12 protein-coding genes and 1 pseudogene are annotated in these 14,994 nt (G+C 68.1%); 5 read left to right on the top strand and 8 right to left on the bottom strand.

The genetic code is table 11. The features are described from left to right. Positions 1-53: 53 nt before the first annotated feature. Positions 54-485: a PPOX class F420-dependent oxidoreductase gene (locus NF4_RS03890; protein ID WP_063125952.1), complete on the bottom strand. Its 432-nt coding sequence runs from the start codon at positions 483-485 to the stop codon at positions 54-56. Positions 486-668: 183 nt separating this feature from the next. Between NF4_RS03890 and NF4_RS03885 the strand changes: the two genes are divergently transcribed. After that, entirely contained in the window at positions 669-1,445 is a 777-nt protein-coding gene (locus NF4_RS03885) for a phytanoyl-CoA dioxygenase family protein (protein ID WP_063125951.1), read from the top strand. Positions 1,446-1,499: 54 nt separating this feature from the next. Further along, entirely contained in the window at positions 1,500-2,153 is a 654-nt protein-coding gene (locus tag NF4_RS03880; RefSeq protein ID WP_063125922.1) for a Uma2 family endonuclease, read from the top strand. A gap of 102 nt (positions 2,154-2,255) precedes the next feature. Here NF4_RS03880 and NF4_RS03875 read toward each other — a convergent pair whose 3' ends face one another. From NF4_RS03875 to NF4_RS03865, 3 genes are all read right to left on the bottom strand, one after another. Next, a complete protein-coding gene (locus NF4_RS03875; RefSeq protein WP_063125921.1) occupies positions 2,256-3,401 on the bottom strand; it encodes an acyl-CoA dehydrogenase family protein in 1,146 nt (381 codons plus the stop codon). Then, positions 3,401-4,633: an acyl-CoA dehydrogenase family protein gene (locus NF4_RS03870; RefSeq protein WP_063125920.1), complete on the bottom strand. Its 1,233-nt coding sequence runs from the start codon at positions 4,631-4,633 to the stop codon at positions 3,401-3,403. The genes NF4_RS03875 and NF4_RS03870 overlap by 1 nt, the downstream gene beginning before the upstream one ends. A gap of 219 nt (positions 4,634-4,852) precedes the next feature. Continuing rightward, positions 4,853-5,404: a YdcF family protein gene (locus NF4_RS03865; RefSeq protein WP_084532841.1), complete on the bottom strand. Its 552-nt coding sequence runs from the start codon at positions 5,402-5,404 to the stop codon at positions 4,853-4,855. 257 nt (positions 5,405-5,661) lie between these two features. Here NF4_RS03865 and NF4_RS03860 point away from each other — a divergent pair, with 257 nt between their 5' ends. Together NF4_RS03860 and NF4_RS03855 are read left to right on the top strand one after the other, a co-directional pair. Beyond that, the gene (locus tag NF4_RS03860) at positions 5,662-6,984 is read left to right on the top strand and encodes a UDP-glucose dehydrogenase family protein (RefSeq protein WP_063125919.1); all 1,323 of its coding nucleotides are present in this window, start codon (positions 5,662-5,664) and stop codon (positions 6,982-6,984) included. 156 nt (positions 6,985-7,140) lie between these two features. Beyond that, the gene (locus tag NF4_RS03855; protein WP_084532840.1) at positions 7,141-8,835 is read left to right on the top strand and encodes a DUF7159 family protein; all 1,695 of its coding nucleotides are present in this window, start codon (positions 7,141-7,143) and stop codon (positions 8,833-8,835) included. Between the two features lie 397 nt (positions 8,836-9,232). Here the strand turns inward: NF4_RS03855 and NF4_RS03850 are convergent. The 3 genes and pseudogenes from NF4_RS03850 to NF4_RS03840 all read right to left on the bottom strand — a co-directional run. Next, a pseudogene (locus NF4_RS03850) lies at positions 9,233-10,495 on the bottom strand (YibE/F family protein); the annotation flags it as partial. Between the two features lie 323 nt (positions 10,496-10,818). Next, positions 10,819-12,072, bottom strand: a complete 1,254-nt coding sequence (locus NF4_RS03845) for a pyridoxal phosphate-dependent aminotransferase (RefSeq protein WP_063125917.1) — start codon at positions 12,070-12,072, stop codon at positions 10,819-10,821. A 153-nt stretch (positions 12,073-12,225) separates the two neighbouring features. Then, positions 12,226-13,602, bottom strand: coding sequence for a helix-turn-helix domain-containing protein (locus NF4_RS03840; protein WP_063125916.1), 1,377 nt, complete (start codon positions 13,600-13,602; stop codon positions 12,226-12,228). 236 nt (positions 13,603-13,838) lie between these two features. Here NF4_RS03840 and NF4_RS03835 point away from each other — a divergent pair, with 236 nt between their 5' ends. After that, entirely contained in the window at positions 13,839-14,285 is a 447-nt protein-coding gene (locus tag NF4_RS03835) for a hypothetical protein (protein WP_063125915.1), read from the top strand. A 148-nt stretch (positions 14,286-14,433) separates the two neighbouring features. Here the strand turns inward: NF4_RS03835 and NF4_RS03830 are convergent, their stop codons facing one another. Then, positions 14,434-14,946: a hypothetical protein gene (locus NF4_RS03830; RefSeq protein ID WP_063125914.1), complete on the bottom strand. Its 513-nt coding sequence runs from the start codon at positions 14,944-14,946 to the stop codon at positions 14,434-14,436. Between the last annotated feature and the right edge of the window lie 48 nt (positions 14,947-14,994).

Below are 14,994 nucleotides of genomic sequence, written 5' to 3'. Positions count from 1 at the left end.
GAAGGCGTCGTCCGTCGCGGAACGACCGCCGTGGGAGGCCGAGACGGGGCGGCTCAGCGCAGTGCCGCGCCGTAGACGTTCTCCACTGCGAGTTTCATGAGGACCCGGCGGTCGGAGACCATGACCGCCCGATACTCGTCCCAGTCCGGGTGTTCACCGGCCGCCTTACGGTAGTAGTCGACCAGCGCCTCCACTTCCGGGCCGTGCGGGTCGGTACCCGGGCCGGTGAGGGTTACCGCGCCCTCCGCGGTCGCCCAGGCCCAGCCGTCGGCCCGGGTGACCTCCAGCGCGGCCCGCGGATCACGGCGCAGATTCACGGTTTTGGCGCGGCCCTCGGTCATCGAGACATAGATGATCTCGGCCGTCCGGTCGTAGTAGGGGGTCACCGGGGACAGCTGCGGCAGACCGCTCGATTTGATGGTGGCCAGGACGCCGAGCCGGCTCTCGCTGAGCAGGGTGCGCGGATCGAACTGCGTACTCGTCATACCCGGGTCCAAGTCGGGCCGGCAGAACGGTATTCCGGGACCGATGAAATCGGGGCCGGCAGCATGGATCGGCTCGGGTGTTCGGCGGACGAGGTGCGGCGGGCGCTGTCGTACCGGGCACATGCGCCCCGGCACGCGGGAAAATCGCTGGCGCGGGGCATCGGCACCGGCTGCAATAGGCCCGTGCTCGACGACGTACAGGTGGCCTCGTTCATCGACAACGGATATATCCACATTCCCGACGCGTTTCCGCGCGCACTCGCCGCGGAGTGCCGCGCGATCATCTGGCAGGACCTGAATGCCTCCCCCGCCGATCCCGGCAGCTGGCCCACCCCGGCGGCTTTCCGGCCGGACTACTCGAGCACGCCCTTCGTCTCCGCAGCGGCCACCCCGCGGCTGTGCTCGGCCTACGACGCGCTCGTCGGCCCCGGTCGCTGGGCGCCACGCCGTAGTCTCGGCGGTTTCGTGATCCGCTTTCCGGGTCAGGAGACGGCCGTCCTCGACGGCTGGCATGTCGACGCGAGTTTCCCCGGCCCCGATTCGTCGCCCACCGATTATCTGAGCTGGCGGACCAATATCCATTCGAAGAATCGAGCGCTACTGATGCTGTTCCTGTTCTCCGATACCGGCGAGCGGGAGGCGCCCACCCGGCTGCGGGTGGGCTCGCACAAAGAGGTGGCCCGGATACTCGAACCGGAAGGCGACGCCGGCCTCGACGCCCGCGAGCTCGCCGCCCGGGCCGACCCGGCCACCGCCGACCTCCCGACCACCCACGCCACCGGCCGCGCCGGCGACGTCTACCTCTGCCACCCGTTCCTGGTCCACGCGGGCCAGCCGAACCGCGGGTCCCACCCCCGGTTCCTGGCCCAGCCCAACCTCGAGCCGGCGCAACCGTTGCGTATCACCGGGCCCGGACCGTTCTCGGCGGTCGAGACGGCGATCCGGGCCGCGATAGGGTGACCGGGTTCCGATCGATGCGGCGAATACGGGCCTGACCAGGCATACGATGGTGCCATGTCCCTGCCGCACACCGAACGGCCCGAACTTCCCGAGTACATGACCTGGGAGGAGCTCGAGCAGCTACCCGAAGAGATCGCCGAGCAGATCGAGCTGTGGGACGGGCGCGTGGTATGGCTACGCCGTGGGCCCATGGAACATCAAGCTTTCAGCCGCCGCCTGACGAATGCTCTCGAAAGCTGCGCCCGGAAGACCATGGCAGCAGACCCGCAACATTGCTGGCGAGTCGAATCCGAGACCAACGTATTTCTGGGCTGTCACGGTAAGTCCGATTTTCTGACCCCGGACTTTCTCGTGTGCCGGTGTCCGAAGACGCCGTTCGAGGATATCCGGGCAAATACCACGCTGCTGGTCGGCGAGGTTCTGTCACCGTCGAATACTCAAACCGACATGGAGGCGAAAAAGGGGCGGTACGCAAGCGCAGGCATCCCTTGGTACTGGGAGGTCACTTTGGCCCGCGAAGTGAGCGCGATAGCGACGGTTCGCGCCTACGGGCTGGAGACCGGACCCGGGCGGCTGCCCGGAGGCGTGCGCCCGCTCCGGTCGGCCAACTATCTCCTGGCCGGCGAATGGAGCCCGGGGGACCCGGACGGCATACGCATCGAATTTCCTTTCCCCATAACCATTCCGTGGACGGAACTCGAATACTGATTCCTGTCCCGGTCGCGCGGTGATCCCCCTCTGGACGAACCACCACGCGACCGGACTTTCCGCACCGCGCCCGGGCGCACGGGTGAGCGCGGTGCGGTCCGATCAGGATTTCGTCGCCGCGATATAGCGTGCGAGATGATCGGAGCTGGAACCGAATTCGTATTCGATTGCGGTGAGGCGCTTGAAATAGTGGCCGATGGCCAATTCCTCGGTCATACCCATCGCACCGTGCAACTGGACCGAATTCTGGCCGATGAAACGGGTCGCCCGGCCGATCGTCACCTTGGCGGCCGAAACCGCCCGGGCCCGTTCGGCGGGTTCGGCTTCCACGGCGTAGGCGGCCAGATAGGCGGCGGCGATACTCTGCTCGAGTTCGATCAGCATATCGACCATCCGGTGCTGTAGCGCCTGGAAACTGCTGATCGGAACCCCGAACTGCTGCCGCTGCTCGGTGTATTCGACGGTATCGTCGAGGACCTTGCGCATCAGGCCTACGGCTTCCGAGGCAACCGCCGCGATCGCCGCATCGATGGTGGCGTCGATGGCGGGCCAGGCCCGGCCCTCCTCGCCCAGTAGCGCGCTCGCGGGCACTCGGAAGTTCTCGAAGGTGAGGTCGGCGGCGACGCGGTCGTCGATGGTGCGGTACTGGTGCGTCTCGATGCCGGTCGGCGGCGAAGCGGGATCGAATTCCACCAGGAACAGCGAGATCCCGTCCTGATCGCGACGCTCCCCGGAGGTCCGCGCGGAGATGATGAGATGCGTCGCGACGGGCAGGCCGGTCACCACGATCTTGGCGCCGTCGATCATCCAGTCATCCCCGTCGCGGCGGGCGGTCGTCGAAACATCGTGGCGCACTTCGCCGGACTGCGGTTCGAGCGCGGCGAAGACCGGCCGGACGTCACCGCCCGCGATGCCCCGCAGCAGCTCCCCGGCCTGCTCACCACCGGCGCGGCGCAGCAGACCACCGCCGACCACCACGGTGTCGACATAGGGTTCGACGACCAGGGCGCGGCCCAGCTCCTCGGCGATGATCATGCCTTCGATCGGGCCGCCGCCCGAACCCCCGGCTTCCTCCGGCAGGGTCAGGCCCAGGACATCCAGTTCGGCCAGCCCGCGCCAGATCTCGGGCTGCCAGCCGGGACCGGCTTTGACCGCGGTACGGCTTTTCGCCAGGTCGTATCGGGCGGCGAGAAAACCGGAGACCGCGTCGCGCAGCATCTGCTGTTCGTCGGTGAAGGTGAAGTCCATCAGAGCCCCAATGCTGCCTTGGCGAGGATATTTCGCTGGATTTCGTTACTGCCCGCGTAGATCGAACCGGCGCGATCGTTGAAATAGCGCAGCGGTGCGACGGCCTGCCAGTCGGCGCCGCTGAGGTAGCCGTCGGCGGGCGGGGTGTATTCGGCGATCGGGCCGCCGGGCGCGGTGGCGTGCGGCTGGTAGACCCGGCCGCGCGGTCCGGCGGCGGTGAGCGCGAGTTCGGTGAGCTGCTGGCTGAGCTCGGTGGACAGGATCTTCAGCATGGACGAGGAAGTGCCCAGATCCTTGCCCTGGGCCATGGCGGCCAGGGTGCGGAATTCCAGTACCTCCAGTACCTCGGTGCGGATCCGCGCGTCCGCCAACTGCGCCGCGAAATGCGGGTCCTCGCTGAGCGGGTTGCCATCGCGTCCGGGCTGCCCGGCCGCGGCGGTGGCGATGTTCTGGGCCATGGCCTGCAGCGCCGGGGCCATGGCCCCGCCGCCGCGCTCGTGGACGAGCAGGTATTTGGCGACGGTCCAGCCGTCGTCGATTCGCCCGAGCACATTGCTCTTGGGCACCCGCACATTGTCGAAGAAGATCTGATTCTGGATCTGCTCGCCCGAGCTCATCACCAGCGGCCGGATCTCGATACCGGGCGCGGTCATATCCATCAGCAAGAAGGTGATGCCCTGTTGTTTCTTGCCCGCGCGGGAAGTGCGGACCAGCGCGAAGATCCAGTTCGCCTCGGTGGCGTGGGTGGTCCAGATCTTGCTACCGGAGCAGATGAAATCGTCGCCGTCGGAGACCGCGGACATGTTCAGCGCGGCGAGGTCGGACCCGGCTTCGGGTTCGGAGTAACCCTGGCAGAAGAAGACCTCACCGGTGAGGATGCGGGGCAGGAAGTAGTTCTTCTGCTCGTCGGTGCCGAACGCGATCAGGGCCGGGGCGACCATCCGGATACCCATCGGCGACAGTGCGGGGGCGCCGGCCAGGGTGAGTTCCCGGCTGAAGATGTAGTGCTGGGTGAGCGACCAGTCGCAGCCGCCGTACTCGACCGGCCAGTGCGGCGCCGCCCAACCCCGCTCGTGCAGGATGCGCTGCCATTCCAGGCTCGCCTCGTGATCGGAGTAGACACTGGTCATCAGCCGGCCCGCGGTACTCACCTCGGGCGTCAGCTTCTCGGCCAGGAACGCTCGTACCTCGTCTCGGAAGGCCCGCTCGGCTTCCGACCAGTCGTAATCCATACACGCTCCCGAAGGCTTCATGCGTCGTCGCAGCAGCCCGGCGACTACCGGTGCTGGTGCGAATGTAGCCAGGTCACCGACACCGCGTCAAACTGAAGGCATATGCCCTCATAACCGGTAGGCCGACACGTTCCATTCCGGAGTAGACGGATGGTGTGCGCGGACGTCCGCCTCGAACACCTGGGTAGGCACACGGCACTGTAAGTGCTCAATGGCCGCCTATCTTTGGGCGGCCGACTGCACACCGCAGTCCTCGAAAATCGCCTTTGCGTACCCCACTGATTGATAGACATAGTCATAGGCCCAGCGCGGCACCGACAGCCGTGGGCGGGTGTCCACGAACAGCAGCTCCCCGCCCCAGCACTTCCCCAGAACGAACCTGGCCCGGGATATGTGCGGGGTGAAGGTGACCACGATGACCCGCTCCCAACCGTGCTTCCGTGCCTGATCGGCGAGATAACGTCCCTCCCCCCGCGTCGTACGCGGCGACGGATCGAAGCAGACCACCTCGAAGCTGTATCCGCCGTGACAGATCCGGTTCACCAGCGGACTGTCCTCGTAGGGGTTGGAGATCAGCACCCGCGGCGCGTATCCCGCGCGGGCCAGCCGGAGACCCAGTTCTTCCCGTCCGTCGTGGGCACCGCCGAGCACCAGGATCGCGTCGGCGGGCGCGGGCTCCTCGCGCTGCGGGCTCACATAGACCGGCCACAGGCCGAGCACCAGCACGAAGACAGAGACCACCCCCGCGGCGAGGACGAGTCGGCGGCGCACTGCCGCGATCCTAACGGGCCCGGTCCATCCACAAAGATCCACAGGACACGTATGCCCGGGCGAACGCGCGGCACGCGGACCGGGCCCGCCCGGAGCGAACGCGGAGGTACGCAGGAAACGCACGGCCGGAGCGAAGGCGGAGGTACGCCCTGGTCAGCGCTGCTCGGCGAACCGCGTCGCCCGGTGTACATCTGCTGTTGCCCGGTACCTCGCCTCGGTTTTCTGGTGTGTGCACCGGCGGGGATTACCAATCGATCATGCGATGCACAGTCTTCGGAACCGGGTACCTGGGGGCCACGCACGCAGCGTGTATGGCCGAGCTCGGGCACGATGTGATCGGGGTCGATATCGACCCGGGCAAAGTCGCGAAACTCTCCGACGGTGTCACTCCCTTCTACGAACCCGGCCTCGAGGCGGTGCTGCGCCGCAACCTCGACTCGGGCCGACTCGGGTTCACCACCTCCTATGCCGAGGCGGCCGAGCACGCCGATGTCCATTTCCTCGGGGTCGGCACTCCGCAGAAGAAAGGCGAGTACGCCGCCGACCTCAAATACGTACACGCGGTTGTGGATACGCTCGCCCCGCTCATCACCCGCCCGTCGGTGATCATCGGCAAGTCCACCGTCCCGGTGGGGACTGCCGCCGAACTCGGTCGCCGCGCCCGTGCTCTCGCCTCGGTGGACGTGGAGGTCGCGTGGAATCCCGAATTCCTGCGTGAGGGTTTCGCGGTCGAGGACACCCTGCGGCCGGACCGGCTGGTGCTCGGCGTGGACGAGCAGCGGGAGCGGTCGGCCTGGGTGCGCGAGGTGGTCGAGGAGTTGTACGCGGAGCTACTGGCCGCCGAGGTCCCGTTCCTGCTCACCGATCTGGCCACCGCGGAACTGGTCAAGGTGTCCGCCAATGCGTTCCTGGCGACCAAGATCTCCTTCATCAACGCGGTCTCCGAGGTGTGTGAGGCCACCGGCGCCGATGTCACGGTCCTGGCCGACGCCCTCGGTTACGACGCCCGCATCGGGCGCCGCTTCCTCAACGCCGGGGTCGGCTTCGGCGGCGGCTGTCTGCCCAAGGACATTCGTGCCTTCATGGCCCGGGCCGGGGAACTCGGCGCCGACCACGCGCTGGCCTTCCTGCGCGAGGTCGACAACATCAATATGCGACGCCGCACCAAGATGGTGGATATGGCGGCCCGTGCCTGCGGCGGGTCATTGCTCGGCGCGAACGTGGCGGTGCTCGGCGCGGCCTTCAAACCCGAATCCGACGATGTGCGCGACTCGCCCGCGCTGAACGTGGCCGGAATGATCCAGCTGCACGGTGCGGTCGTCACCGTCTACGACCCGAAGGCCCTGGAGAACTCCCGTCGCGTCTTTCCCACGCTGAACTACGCCACCTCGGTGGTGGAAGCCTGCGAACGCGCCGATGTGGTGCTGGTGCTCACCGAATGGAACGAGTTCCTGCAGTTGCGCCCGCAGGATCTGGACACCGTGGTGCGGGCACGCTCGATCATCGACGGCCGCAATTGTCTCGATCGGGCCGCCTGGCGCTCGGCCGGATGGGTGTACGCGGGGCTGGGCACCCCGTAGCATCGTGGGGCCGGTCGGCGCACGCCGGTGGCTGCTGCCTCCCGCGGCGACGGGGCCGGGCGGTACTGTCGACAAGAGTGGCTCGGGGGATGTGCCGTCACCATCGACCGGGCGACGCTCGCAGATCGTGAAGCGGGAAGTACGGATGGGCTGCCGATGAGTTCAGCACTGGGAGTGTCGGTGGGAACCGGCGCGATCCGCTTGGCGCGCCCATCTGCGGGCGCCGCGACGTCCGACCCACAGTCGTTCGAGCTGCGGACCTTCGTCGTCCCGAGTGAGACCCCGAGCGCCGAGCGGGCCGCGCTCTCGGTGGCCGCCGCGTTGAACTCCGACCCCGGGATAGCCCGGACCGTACTGGCCTGCCGCGACGAGCTGCAGGCCGAGGCCATGCACGCGGCGATGGCCGAACACGGGCTCGACGACTACGACATCGTGCCCGATATCGAGGCCACACTCGAATTCGCCACCGCCTCCGGCGCACTGGCCGGGATCGGCACGCTCGGCGTCTACGACCTGGGCGCATCCGGTCTGTCGGTCACTGTCGTGGAGGTCGCCGGCGGGCAGATCGTGCACACCGAACGCACCGGCGATATCAGCGGCGAATACTTCGATTCGCTGATCCGGGAGCAGCAGATCAATTCCGGCCGGATCGCCCATCCGCCCGACCCGGACGGTCTGGCGCGGCTGGATACGCTGTGCCGCTCGGCGAAGGAAAAGCTTTCGGGGACCTCCGCGGTGGCGCTGCCCAGCGATTACGGACCGGTGCTGCTCACCCAGGAGAATTTCACCGCCCTCATCGCCCGGGCCGTCGAAACCTCGGTCCACGCCACCCGCGAGATCATCGGCCGTTCGGGCCGCCCGGTGCAGGCTGTGCTCGCGGTGGGCGGCGGCGTCCGTATCCCGCTGGTCAGCCGCACGCTCCGGGAAATACTGGAGATGCCGGTGCTGGTGCCGCCGGAGCCGGAGGCGGCGACGGCGCGGGGTGCCGCCCTGCTTGCGCAGCGGGCGCCGGAGTCGCGGCCGGCTGTCGGCCCGCCGCGCTCGGACAGCTCGGTGCCGCCGCTCGTGGCCGCCGCGGCGCAGACCACCACTCCGGCATCCCCGCCCGCACCACAGGTCGGCATTTTCGGGGCCGAACTCGAAAGCCCCCCGGCGGCACCGGACGACGCGGCCATGAAAGCGACCGTCCTCGCTCCGGCCGTTTCGCGACCGAATAAGCCCATGCCACAACCCGGAATCTTCGGTCCGCCCGCCGGTACCGCGGTCGACCTGCCGGCCGACTCCGTTGCGCACACCCGTCCCGCCACCGAGCGCCCCGGCCCCGAGAAGCACCCGAGCGGCACCGCCGCGGTGCCGCCGACCGTGGCGGCGCGCCCTGTCCTGTCCACGGCTCCGCAACTGACACCCGAGGAGGATCCGCCCACCATCGCGCTGCGAATCCCGCAGAAACTACTGCCCCGGCGGTCGTTCCGCGAACCCCCGCAGCGCCGGCGCCGTGAGCTCGGCGCCGCCGCGGTGGCCGTGAGCGCACTGGTGGTGGTGGCCGCGATCGGTATCGGCCTCGGCTACGGCCAGCACTTGTTCAGCCAGGAATCGACCACCGTCGAAGGTACGACCCCGCCGCCGGCGAGCTCGGCGACCTCACCCACGGCTCGGCCCGGGATGGCGGAAGCATCACCGACCACCGCGCCGGAGCACGAATCGCTGGCCGAGCCGCCTCCGGTGGCCGCGCCTCGGGAGACCGAGACGCCCACGACCACCGCCGGCCCGAACACCTTCCAGGTGCCGGGTCTGCCGCCGATCGTGCTCCCGACCATTCCACCGCTGTTTCCGCCGCCGCCGAGCCGCTGACCAGGACGAACCGGCGTACCTTCGGGGCCGCGCCGGCAGGTCAGCCCGGGCCGGGACGCCCCGGACGCCGTCGACGGATCTCGCGTTGCTCACCGCTGTTCGGCCACTGGTCGTCCGGACGCGGCGGTCCGGGTTGCCGGTCCCCCGGCTCCGGCCGGCCGGGATACCGCTGCGCGGACCGCGGCGGCCCGTACTGCCCGCCCCGCGCGGCCGGTGTCTCACCGGTCCGCGGGCCGGGACGCTGATCACCGGAGCTGCGCGGTACCCGTGGCTGTTCCCCGGTCGTCGGCCACGGCTGATAACCACGGCCGGACCGGTTGCGCGGCGCGCCGCCCTCGGAACCACCCGGGCGAGCGACCTTACGATGCGTACCGGTATCCGAGTGCCGGGCCGCCGCGGTCCGTCGGGCCGGGGTGGCCGGACCGCCGGTGGGCTTGTTGCCGAAGGGCCGGGCCAGCATGACCGCGATACCGGTCGTCAGAGGCACCGACAGCGCCAGGCAGATACCGCCCACCGCCGACCGCGCGATCTCGATGGCCACCGCGTCGCCCACCAGCACATCCCGGATCGGCCGGCCGGCCACGCTGAACAGCAGCAGCAGCGGCAACGCCCCACCGGCATAGGCCAGCACCAGGGTGTACACGGTGCTGGCGATATGGTCGCGGCCCACCCGCATAGCCGCGGCGAACACTTCGCGCCGGGTCGCCTTCTTGTCCAGTTCCGCGAGTTCGAACGCCGCGGACGCCTGGGTGATGGTCACATCGTTGAGCACACCGAGCGAACCGATGATGAATCCGGCGAGCAGCAGGCCGGTGATGCTGACCTGCTCGATATAGGTCGCGACATTGGTGTTCTGCTCTTCGGACAGACCGGTCAGCGTCGTGGCCTCGATGGTCAGCCAGGACAGCACCGCCGCCACCACCATGGACGTGAGGGTGCCCAGTAGGGCGGAACTGGTGCGCAGATTCACCCCGTGCGCCAGATAAAGGACCGCGTACAGGATCAATGAGCCGGCGACCAGCGCCGCCGGTATCGCGGGCTTCCCGTCGAGCAGCGCGGGGAGCAGGAAGAACACCAGCACCGCGAATGCGAAAACCAGGCCGAGCAGCGCCCGTACCCCGCGCCAGCGGGCGACCACTACGATCACCACGACGAAGGCCAGCACGATCAAGGTCAATGGCATACCCCGCGCGTAATCGTCGAACGAGTACAGCGGTGTCCCGTCCGGCCCGGTCTGCCGCACGATCCGCAGGTCGTCACCGGCGGCCAGATCGGGTTGCCCGGGGCCCGGCGCGATTTCGAGCAGCGTGTGTTTACCCTCGTGCGGACCGGATTCGATGGCGATCAGACTGCGCTGGCAGTCGTAGACCTGCATGGTGGGCGGCTTGGGTTCACCGTCGAAGACGCGGCCGATGGAAGGACTGCCGCAGGCGCCGATATCCTGCCGGATCACCGTTCCGGCTTCGGTGACCACCGCGGTTCCGTCGGCGTTCTGCATGGGCAGCGGGATCTCGACCTGCTGGCGGTCGGGCCACAGGGCGATCGTGGCGAGGACGACGACGATTCCGATGGCGACCAGCAAACCGACCACGACGCGGGCCGCGGTCGCGCCGATGGCGATCGGCCGGGAGTGGTCGTGGTGGTGATGGTGGTCGCTCACCCGGGTCAGCCTAGAGGATTCGCAGAGGGCCCATGTGACCGGCAGATGCGGCTTACGCTGCGATTTCGCTGTATTTCCGAGGACCTCGGGAAGGGGCGGCGGAGAGCAGGGGGATGTCTCCGCCGCCCGCGGGCAGGCGGCCCAGGGGGGTAGGCGGCCTAACCCGAGGACCAGGTTGCCCAGGGGGGGTAGACAACCTGGCCGGGCACTTTGAGGTGCCGAGGACCACTGTACACACAGGATCCTCTTTTGTGCCAGTAGGTTCGGAAAATTGGGTTTAATCCGGATGGAGAGTCGGTTTTAACCCGGAGTTACCCGCCCGGCTACTGTCGATAGCTCGCGAGGAAATTGCCGAAACGCTCTATGGCAACGGCCAGATCGCGAGCCCAGGGCAGGGTCACGATCCGCAGATGATCATGGTGCGGCCAGTTGAAACCGGTGCCCTGCACCATCAGGATCTTCTCCTGCAGCAACAGGTCCTGGACCAGCTTCTCGTCGTCGTGGATCTCGTGTATTTCGGGGTCCAGCCTAGGGAACGCATACAGCGCGCCTTTGGGTTTCACGCACGACACGCCGGGAATCGCATTCAATCGCTCCCAGGCCACATCACGCTGTTCCAGCAACCGCCCGCCCGGCAGGATCAGATCCTCGATGCTCTGATAACCCCCGAGCGCGACCTGAATGGCGTGCTGCGCGGGCACATTCGGACACAGCCGCGACGACGCGAGCAGATCCACCCCCTCCAGGAACCCGGCGGCGTGCTCCTTGGGCCCCGTGATGGCCAGCCAGCCGGACCGATAACCGGCCACCCGGTACGCCTTGGACAGGCCGTTGAAGGTGAGGCACAGCAGATCGGGCGCCAGCGTCGCGAGCGAGATGTGCTTGGCGTCGTCGTAGAGGATCTTGTCGTAGATCTCGTCCGCCAGCAGCAGCAGCCGGTGCTTGCGCGCCAGGTCGACGAGTTGCTGCAGCACCTCCGCCGAGTACACCGCACCGGTCGGATTGTTGGGGTTGATCACCAGCAGCGCCTTGGTGCGTTCGGTGATCTTCGATTCGATATCGGCGATATCGGGCTGCCAGCCATTGGCCTCGTCGCACAGATAGTGCACCGGCGTGCCGCCGGCCAGGCTGGTCATCGCCGTCCAGAGCGGATAGTCGGGTGCCGGGATCAGCACCTCGTCCCCGTTGTCCAGCAGCGCCTGCATGGTGATGGTGATGAGCTCGGAGACCCCGTTGCCGAGGTAGACATCGTCGACATCGAGTTCCGGGAAACCGGAGACCAGCTCGTAGCGGGTCACGATCGCCCGGCGAGCGGGCAGTATGCCCTTGGACTCGGAGTAGCCCTGCGCGGTCGGCAGGGCGGCGATCATATCCCGCATGATCACATCGGGGGCCTCGAAGCCGAACGGCGCGGGGTTGCCGATATTGAGCTTCAGGATCCGGTGGCCCTCGGACTCCAGCCGTGCCGCGTGTGCGTGTACCGGTCCACGGATCTCGTAGACGACATTCTGCAGCTTCTTGGACTGCTCCAGAATCCGGGGCGCGGGGTGCGAATGGCCAGTACTCACGCGATCCATGGTGCCACCAGGGGCAAGCGGATATCCGGCCCGCCCCGGCTCGGCGCTGGACCGTTACCGGCGCCGGCCTGCGCCGGGCCGGGAAACCGGTCGATATCGCGCCGATTCCGAGCCCGTTCGATCACATCCCGCGCGCCGACACGAGAGAGCCGGCTACCCACTGCCCGGGGGAAGGCTGCGGGACGCGGTCGCTCCGCAGAATTCCTCGATCCGCTCGTCGAGAGCCCGCGCCTCGGCGACCCCACGGAAAGCCGGCGCGCAGATCCGCCGGCGCAGGCCCGTGAGGCGTTCCTCCAACTGGGCGATCCGCTTGTCCTCGTCGAGCGCCAGGACCGGCAGCAGTGCCGCCGTGGCGCCGTCGAGGCTGCCGTTGATCAGATGGGCGGCGGCCGAATCGACGCGGGCCAGGGATTCGGCGCCGTAGGAACGCTGCCGCGCCGGGCCGGTCCGGTACAGCTCGATCGTACGTTCGGTGGCCACCAGCGCGGGTTCGGCGAGGCCGAGATGGATATAGGTCGCGCCCGCGTAATAGCCGGCCTTGGCGTCGGAGAAACCGAACACCCCGCCCACCTCGTCGTGCAGGCTGTCGGTCCCGGCCCCGGAACTCGCTTCGGCGGCGGCGCGGATACACCGTTCGGTATCGGCGGCGCTCCCGATCTTCGACCAGATCCGCGCCTCGATATTGTGCAGGCGCACCGCGGCGGTGGCCGAATCCGCGTACTCCTGGCCGTGCTGCGCCAGCTGTAGCGCCCGGTGCGGCCGTTCGGACCAGTATTCGATCAGCGCGTGCATCCCGCGCGCCCATGCCCGTAACCCGTTGTGGCCGCACAGTTCCGCGTACGCCCAGGCGGCCCGGATCTGCTCCCCGGCGGCATCGAGATAGCCCAGATCGGTACTCGCGTTGGCGAGCAACCCCGACAGCGAGCCCGCCAGTAGATATAGGTGGCCGGTATCCGAGGGCCGCTGATGGCCCTCCAGCAGCCGGTACACCCGGCGCCGCACCCGCAGCATCTCGACCATCATCGGCATCGGCGGGGTGTGCACGTAGTCGTTGGCGATCCGCGTGACATCGGCGTCGAGCTGGTCCAGCGTGCTCGGACCGATATTCGAACTCTCGGCCCGGCCCGCGTGTTCGCTCGCCTCGTGCGCTGCCGCCATGATCAGATCCCTCTCCGAAATCGCCGCCAGCCCTTCCCCGCGGGCCGCACCGGTATCGATGAGGGCCAGGAGTTCGGCGTCATTGGAATATCCGCTGGGCGCGGCGTACCGGCCGGCGTCCAGGAGCGGACCGGGAACGGGTTCGGGAACGGTCAACGCCGCGAACCGGGTCCGTTCGACATCGTCGGATCGGGCGAGACAGGTGTCCAGGGCAGCCTGGTTGACCGGACGCGGATGCACCCGGTCGCCCCCGGCCTCCCATTTGGATACCAGTCGTTCGTGCACACCCAGATGTGCCGCGAACTCCCGGATACTCATCCGCTTGGCCTCGCGAAGCGCCCGGGCCTCCTTTCCAGACCACTGGCCGACCACGTTGTCACCCTTTCCGAACGATTTCCTTCTCCAGGGTACGAGCCGAATGTGACTGCAACCACAAGGAAATTCGTCATCACCGGCAAAGGCAGCGCAAGGGCAGTGGAACGGGAGCGTGTAGGCGGTTCCGACGCGCCGGTGCGGACGCGATCCTGGAAAGACAGGTCGGCGAGACCGGCACAGGCCGTGGCTCGGCACGCCAGGGAGGCTCGGCAGCGGGAGGCAAGGGGTTCACCGTGAACGTGGAAAAGCTCAGAACGGTCGACGACTGGGCCGCGTACTATCGCCACGAGTTCGGGTTACCGGTCACCGAACGCGGCGGTTTCGTCATGCTGCCGATCACCAGCCGGGCCTGCGTCGTCCACCTGCCGACCGAACGCGCGAAGGCCGTACGCGGCCTCCTGGATGCACGGGAGATCCGAGTTCCCATGCTCGCCCGCCAGATTCGCTGGAGCTTCCTGGCCTACCCCGATCGCCGGCCGGACCCGGAAGTGGTCGAGATGCTGCAGCGCATCGATATCGATATTCCGGGGGTGGGTAGCGCTGTCATGCTGCCCACCGGGCTCGGCCGCTGGAACCGTGAGGGATGCAACTGGGTCGTACCGCCGGAACGCGACGGCTTGCTGCCCCCACTGTCCACGGTGATCAATGCCGCGTTACTGGCCGGTGGCGCCGCGGAATGACCGGGGATGGGGCTACGTCCGGCAGCCGGGTCCGCCGGACGTAGCCCGCCCGGCAGCCACGGTGTGTCCGACCGGTATGCCACACGACGCGGCCCGCAGCGCCGAGCGCGTGGTCGGTCCGCCGAGCCGGACATCCCGACGGGCCGCTTCACGAACGGATCGACAGGATCCGTGACGCATCGGTAAGCAGCACCGGCGCGAAACGTCGATGCCCCGGGGATACGGCGGCCCAGACCCGTCGGCCCATCCGGCGTTCGTAGTGGACGAAGGTGGCCAACGAAGCGGTGCCGTCTGCGAGCTCGACCACCAGACGCCCGCTGATCAGCCACGACCGGGCCCCCAGAGTGATCCAGGTGGCGCCGCGTTCGACGATCGGCCAGCCGGCCACCTGCCCGGCCGCCGATCGACGCCGCAGCCGCAGGCCCAGCACGACCCGCCAGATGAACTGCCCTTGCGCACCGGCCAATTCGTCGAGAGCGGTGCGCGCCCATTCTTCCGGTGTCGCGGAAACACCGGGTTTCGTGGGAATCGTGAACTGGTCGGCGTAGTCGTATACCGCCATACCGCTGTGCGCCCGGATCGATGCGCCGATCTCGGGTTGCTGACGGGCGACCGCCTCGGCGGGCCCACCGGCCGGGCGAAGCTCGGAATTCTCGGTCATCTTCGACACCCACTTCCTGTTATACGCTGGCGTATATATGACGCTAGC

The organism is Nocardia fusca NBRC 14340 (assembly GCF_001618425.1).
In the GTDB taxonomy this organism is placed as follows: Bacteria; Actinomycetota; Actinomycetes; order Mycobacteriales; family Mycobacteriaceae; genus Nocardia; species Nocardia fusca.
Note: the sequence above shows the minus strand (reverse complement) of the source record. Positions and strands in the feature narration are given on the sequence as shown.

Bases quoted from the DNA above. Each gene is read 5' to 3' on its own strand.
- NF4_RS03890 (WP_063125952.1), bottom strand. From the start codon at position 485: ATGACGAGTACGCAGTTCGATCCGCGCACCCTGCTCAGCGAGAGCCGG.
- NF4_RS03880 (WP_063125922.1), top strand. From the start codon at position 1,500: ATGTCCCTGCCGCACACCGAACGGCCCGAACTTCCCGAGTACATGACC.
- NF4_RS03875 (WP_063125921.1), bottom strand. From the start codon at position 3,401: ATGGACTTCACCTTCACCGACGAACAGCAGATGCTGCGCGACGCGGTC.
- NF4_RS03870 (WP_063125920.1), bottom strand. From the start codon at position 4,633: ATGGATTACGACTGGTCGGAAGCCGAGCGGGCCTTCCGAGACGAGGTA.
- NF4_RS03860 (WP_063125919.1), top strand. From the start codon at position 5,662: ATGCGATGCACAGTCTTCGGAACCGGGTACCTGGGGGCCACGCACGCA.
- NF4_RS03855 (WP_084532840.1), top strand. From the start codon at position 7,141: ATGAGTTCAGCACTGGGAGTGTCGGTGGGAACCGGCGCGATCCGCTTG.
- NF4_RS03845 (WP_063125917.1), bottom strand. From the start codon at position 12,072: ATGGATCGCGTGAGTACTGGCCATTCGCACCCCGCGCCCCGGATTCTG.
- NF4_RS03830 (WP_063125914.1), bottom strand. From the start codon at position 14,946: ATGACCGAGAATTCCGAGCTTCGCCCGGCCGGTGGGCCCGCCGAGGCG.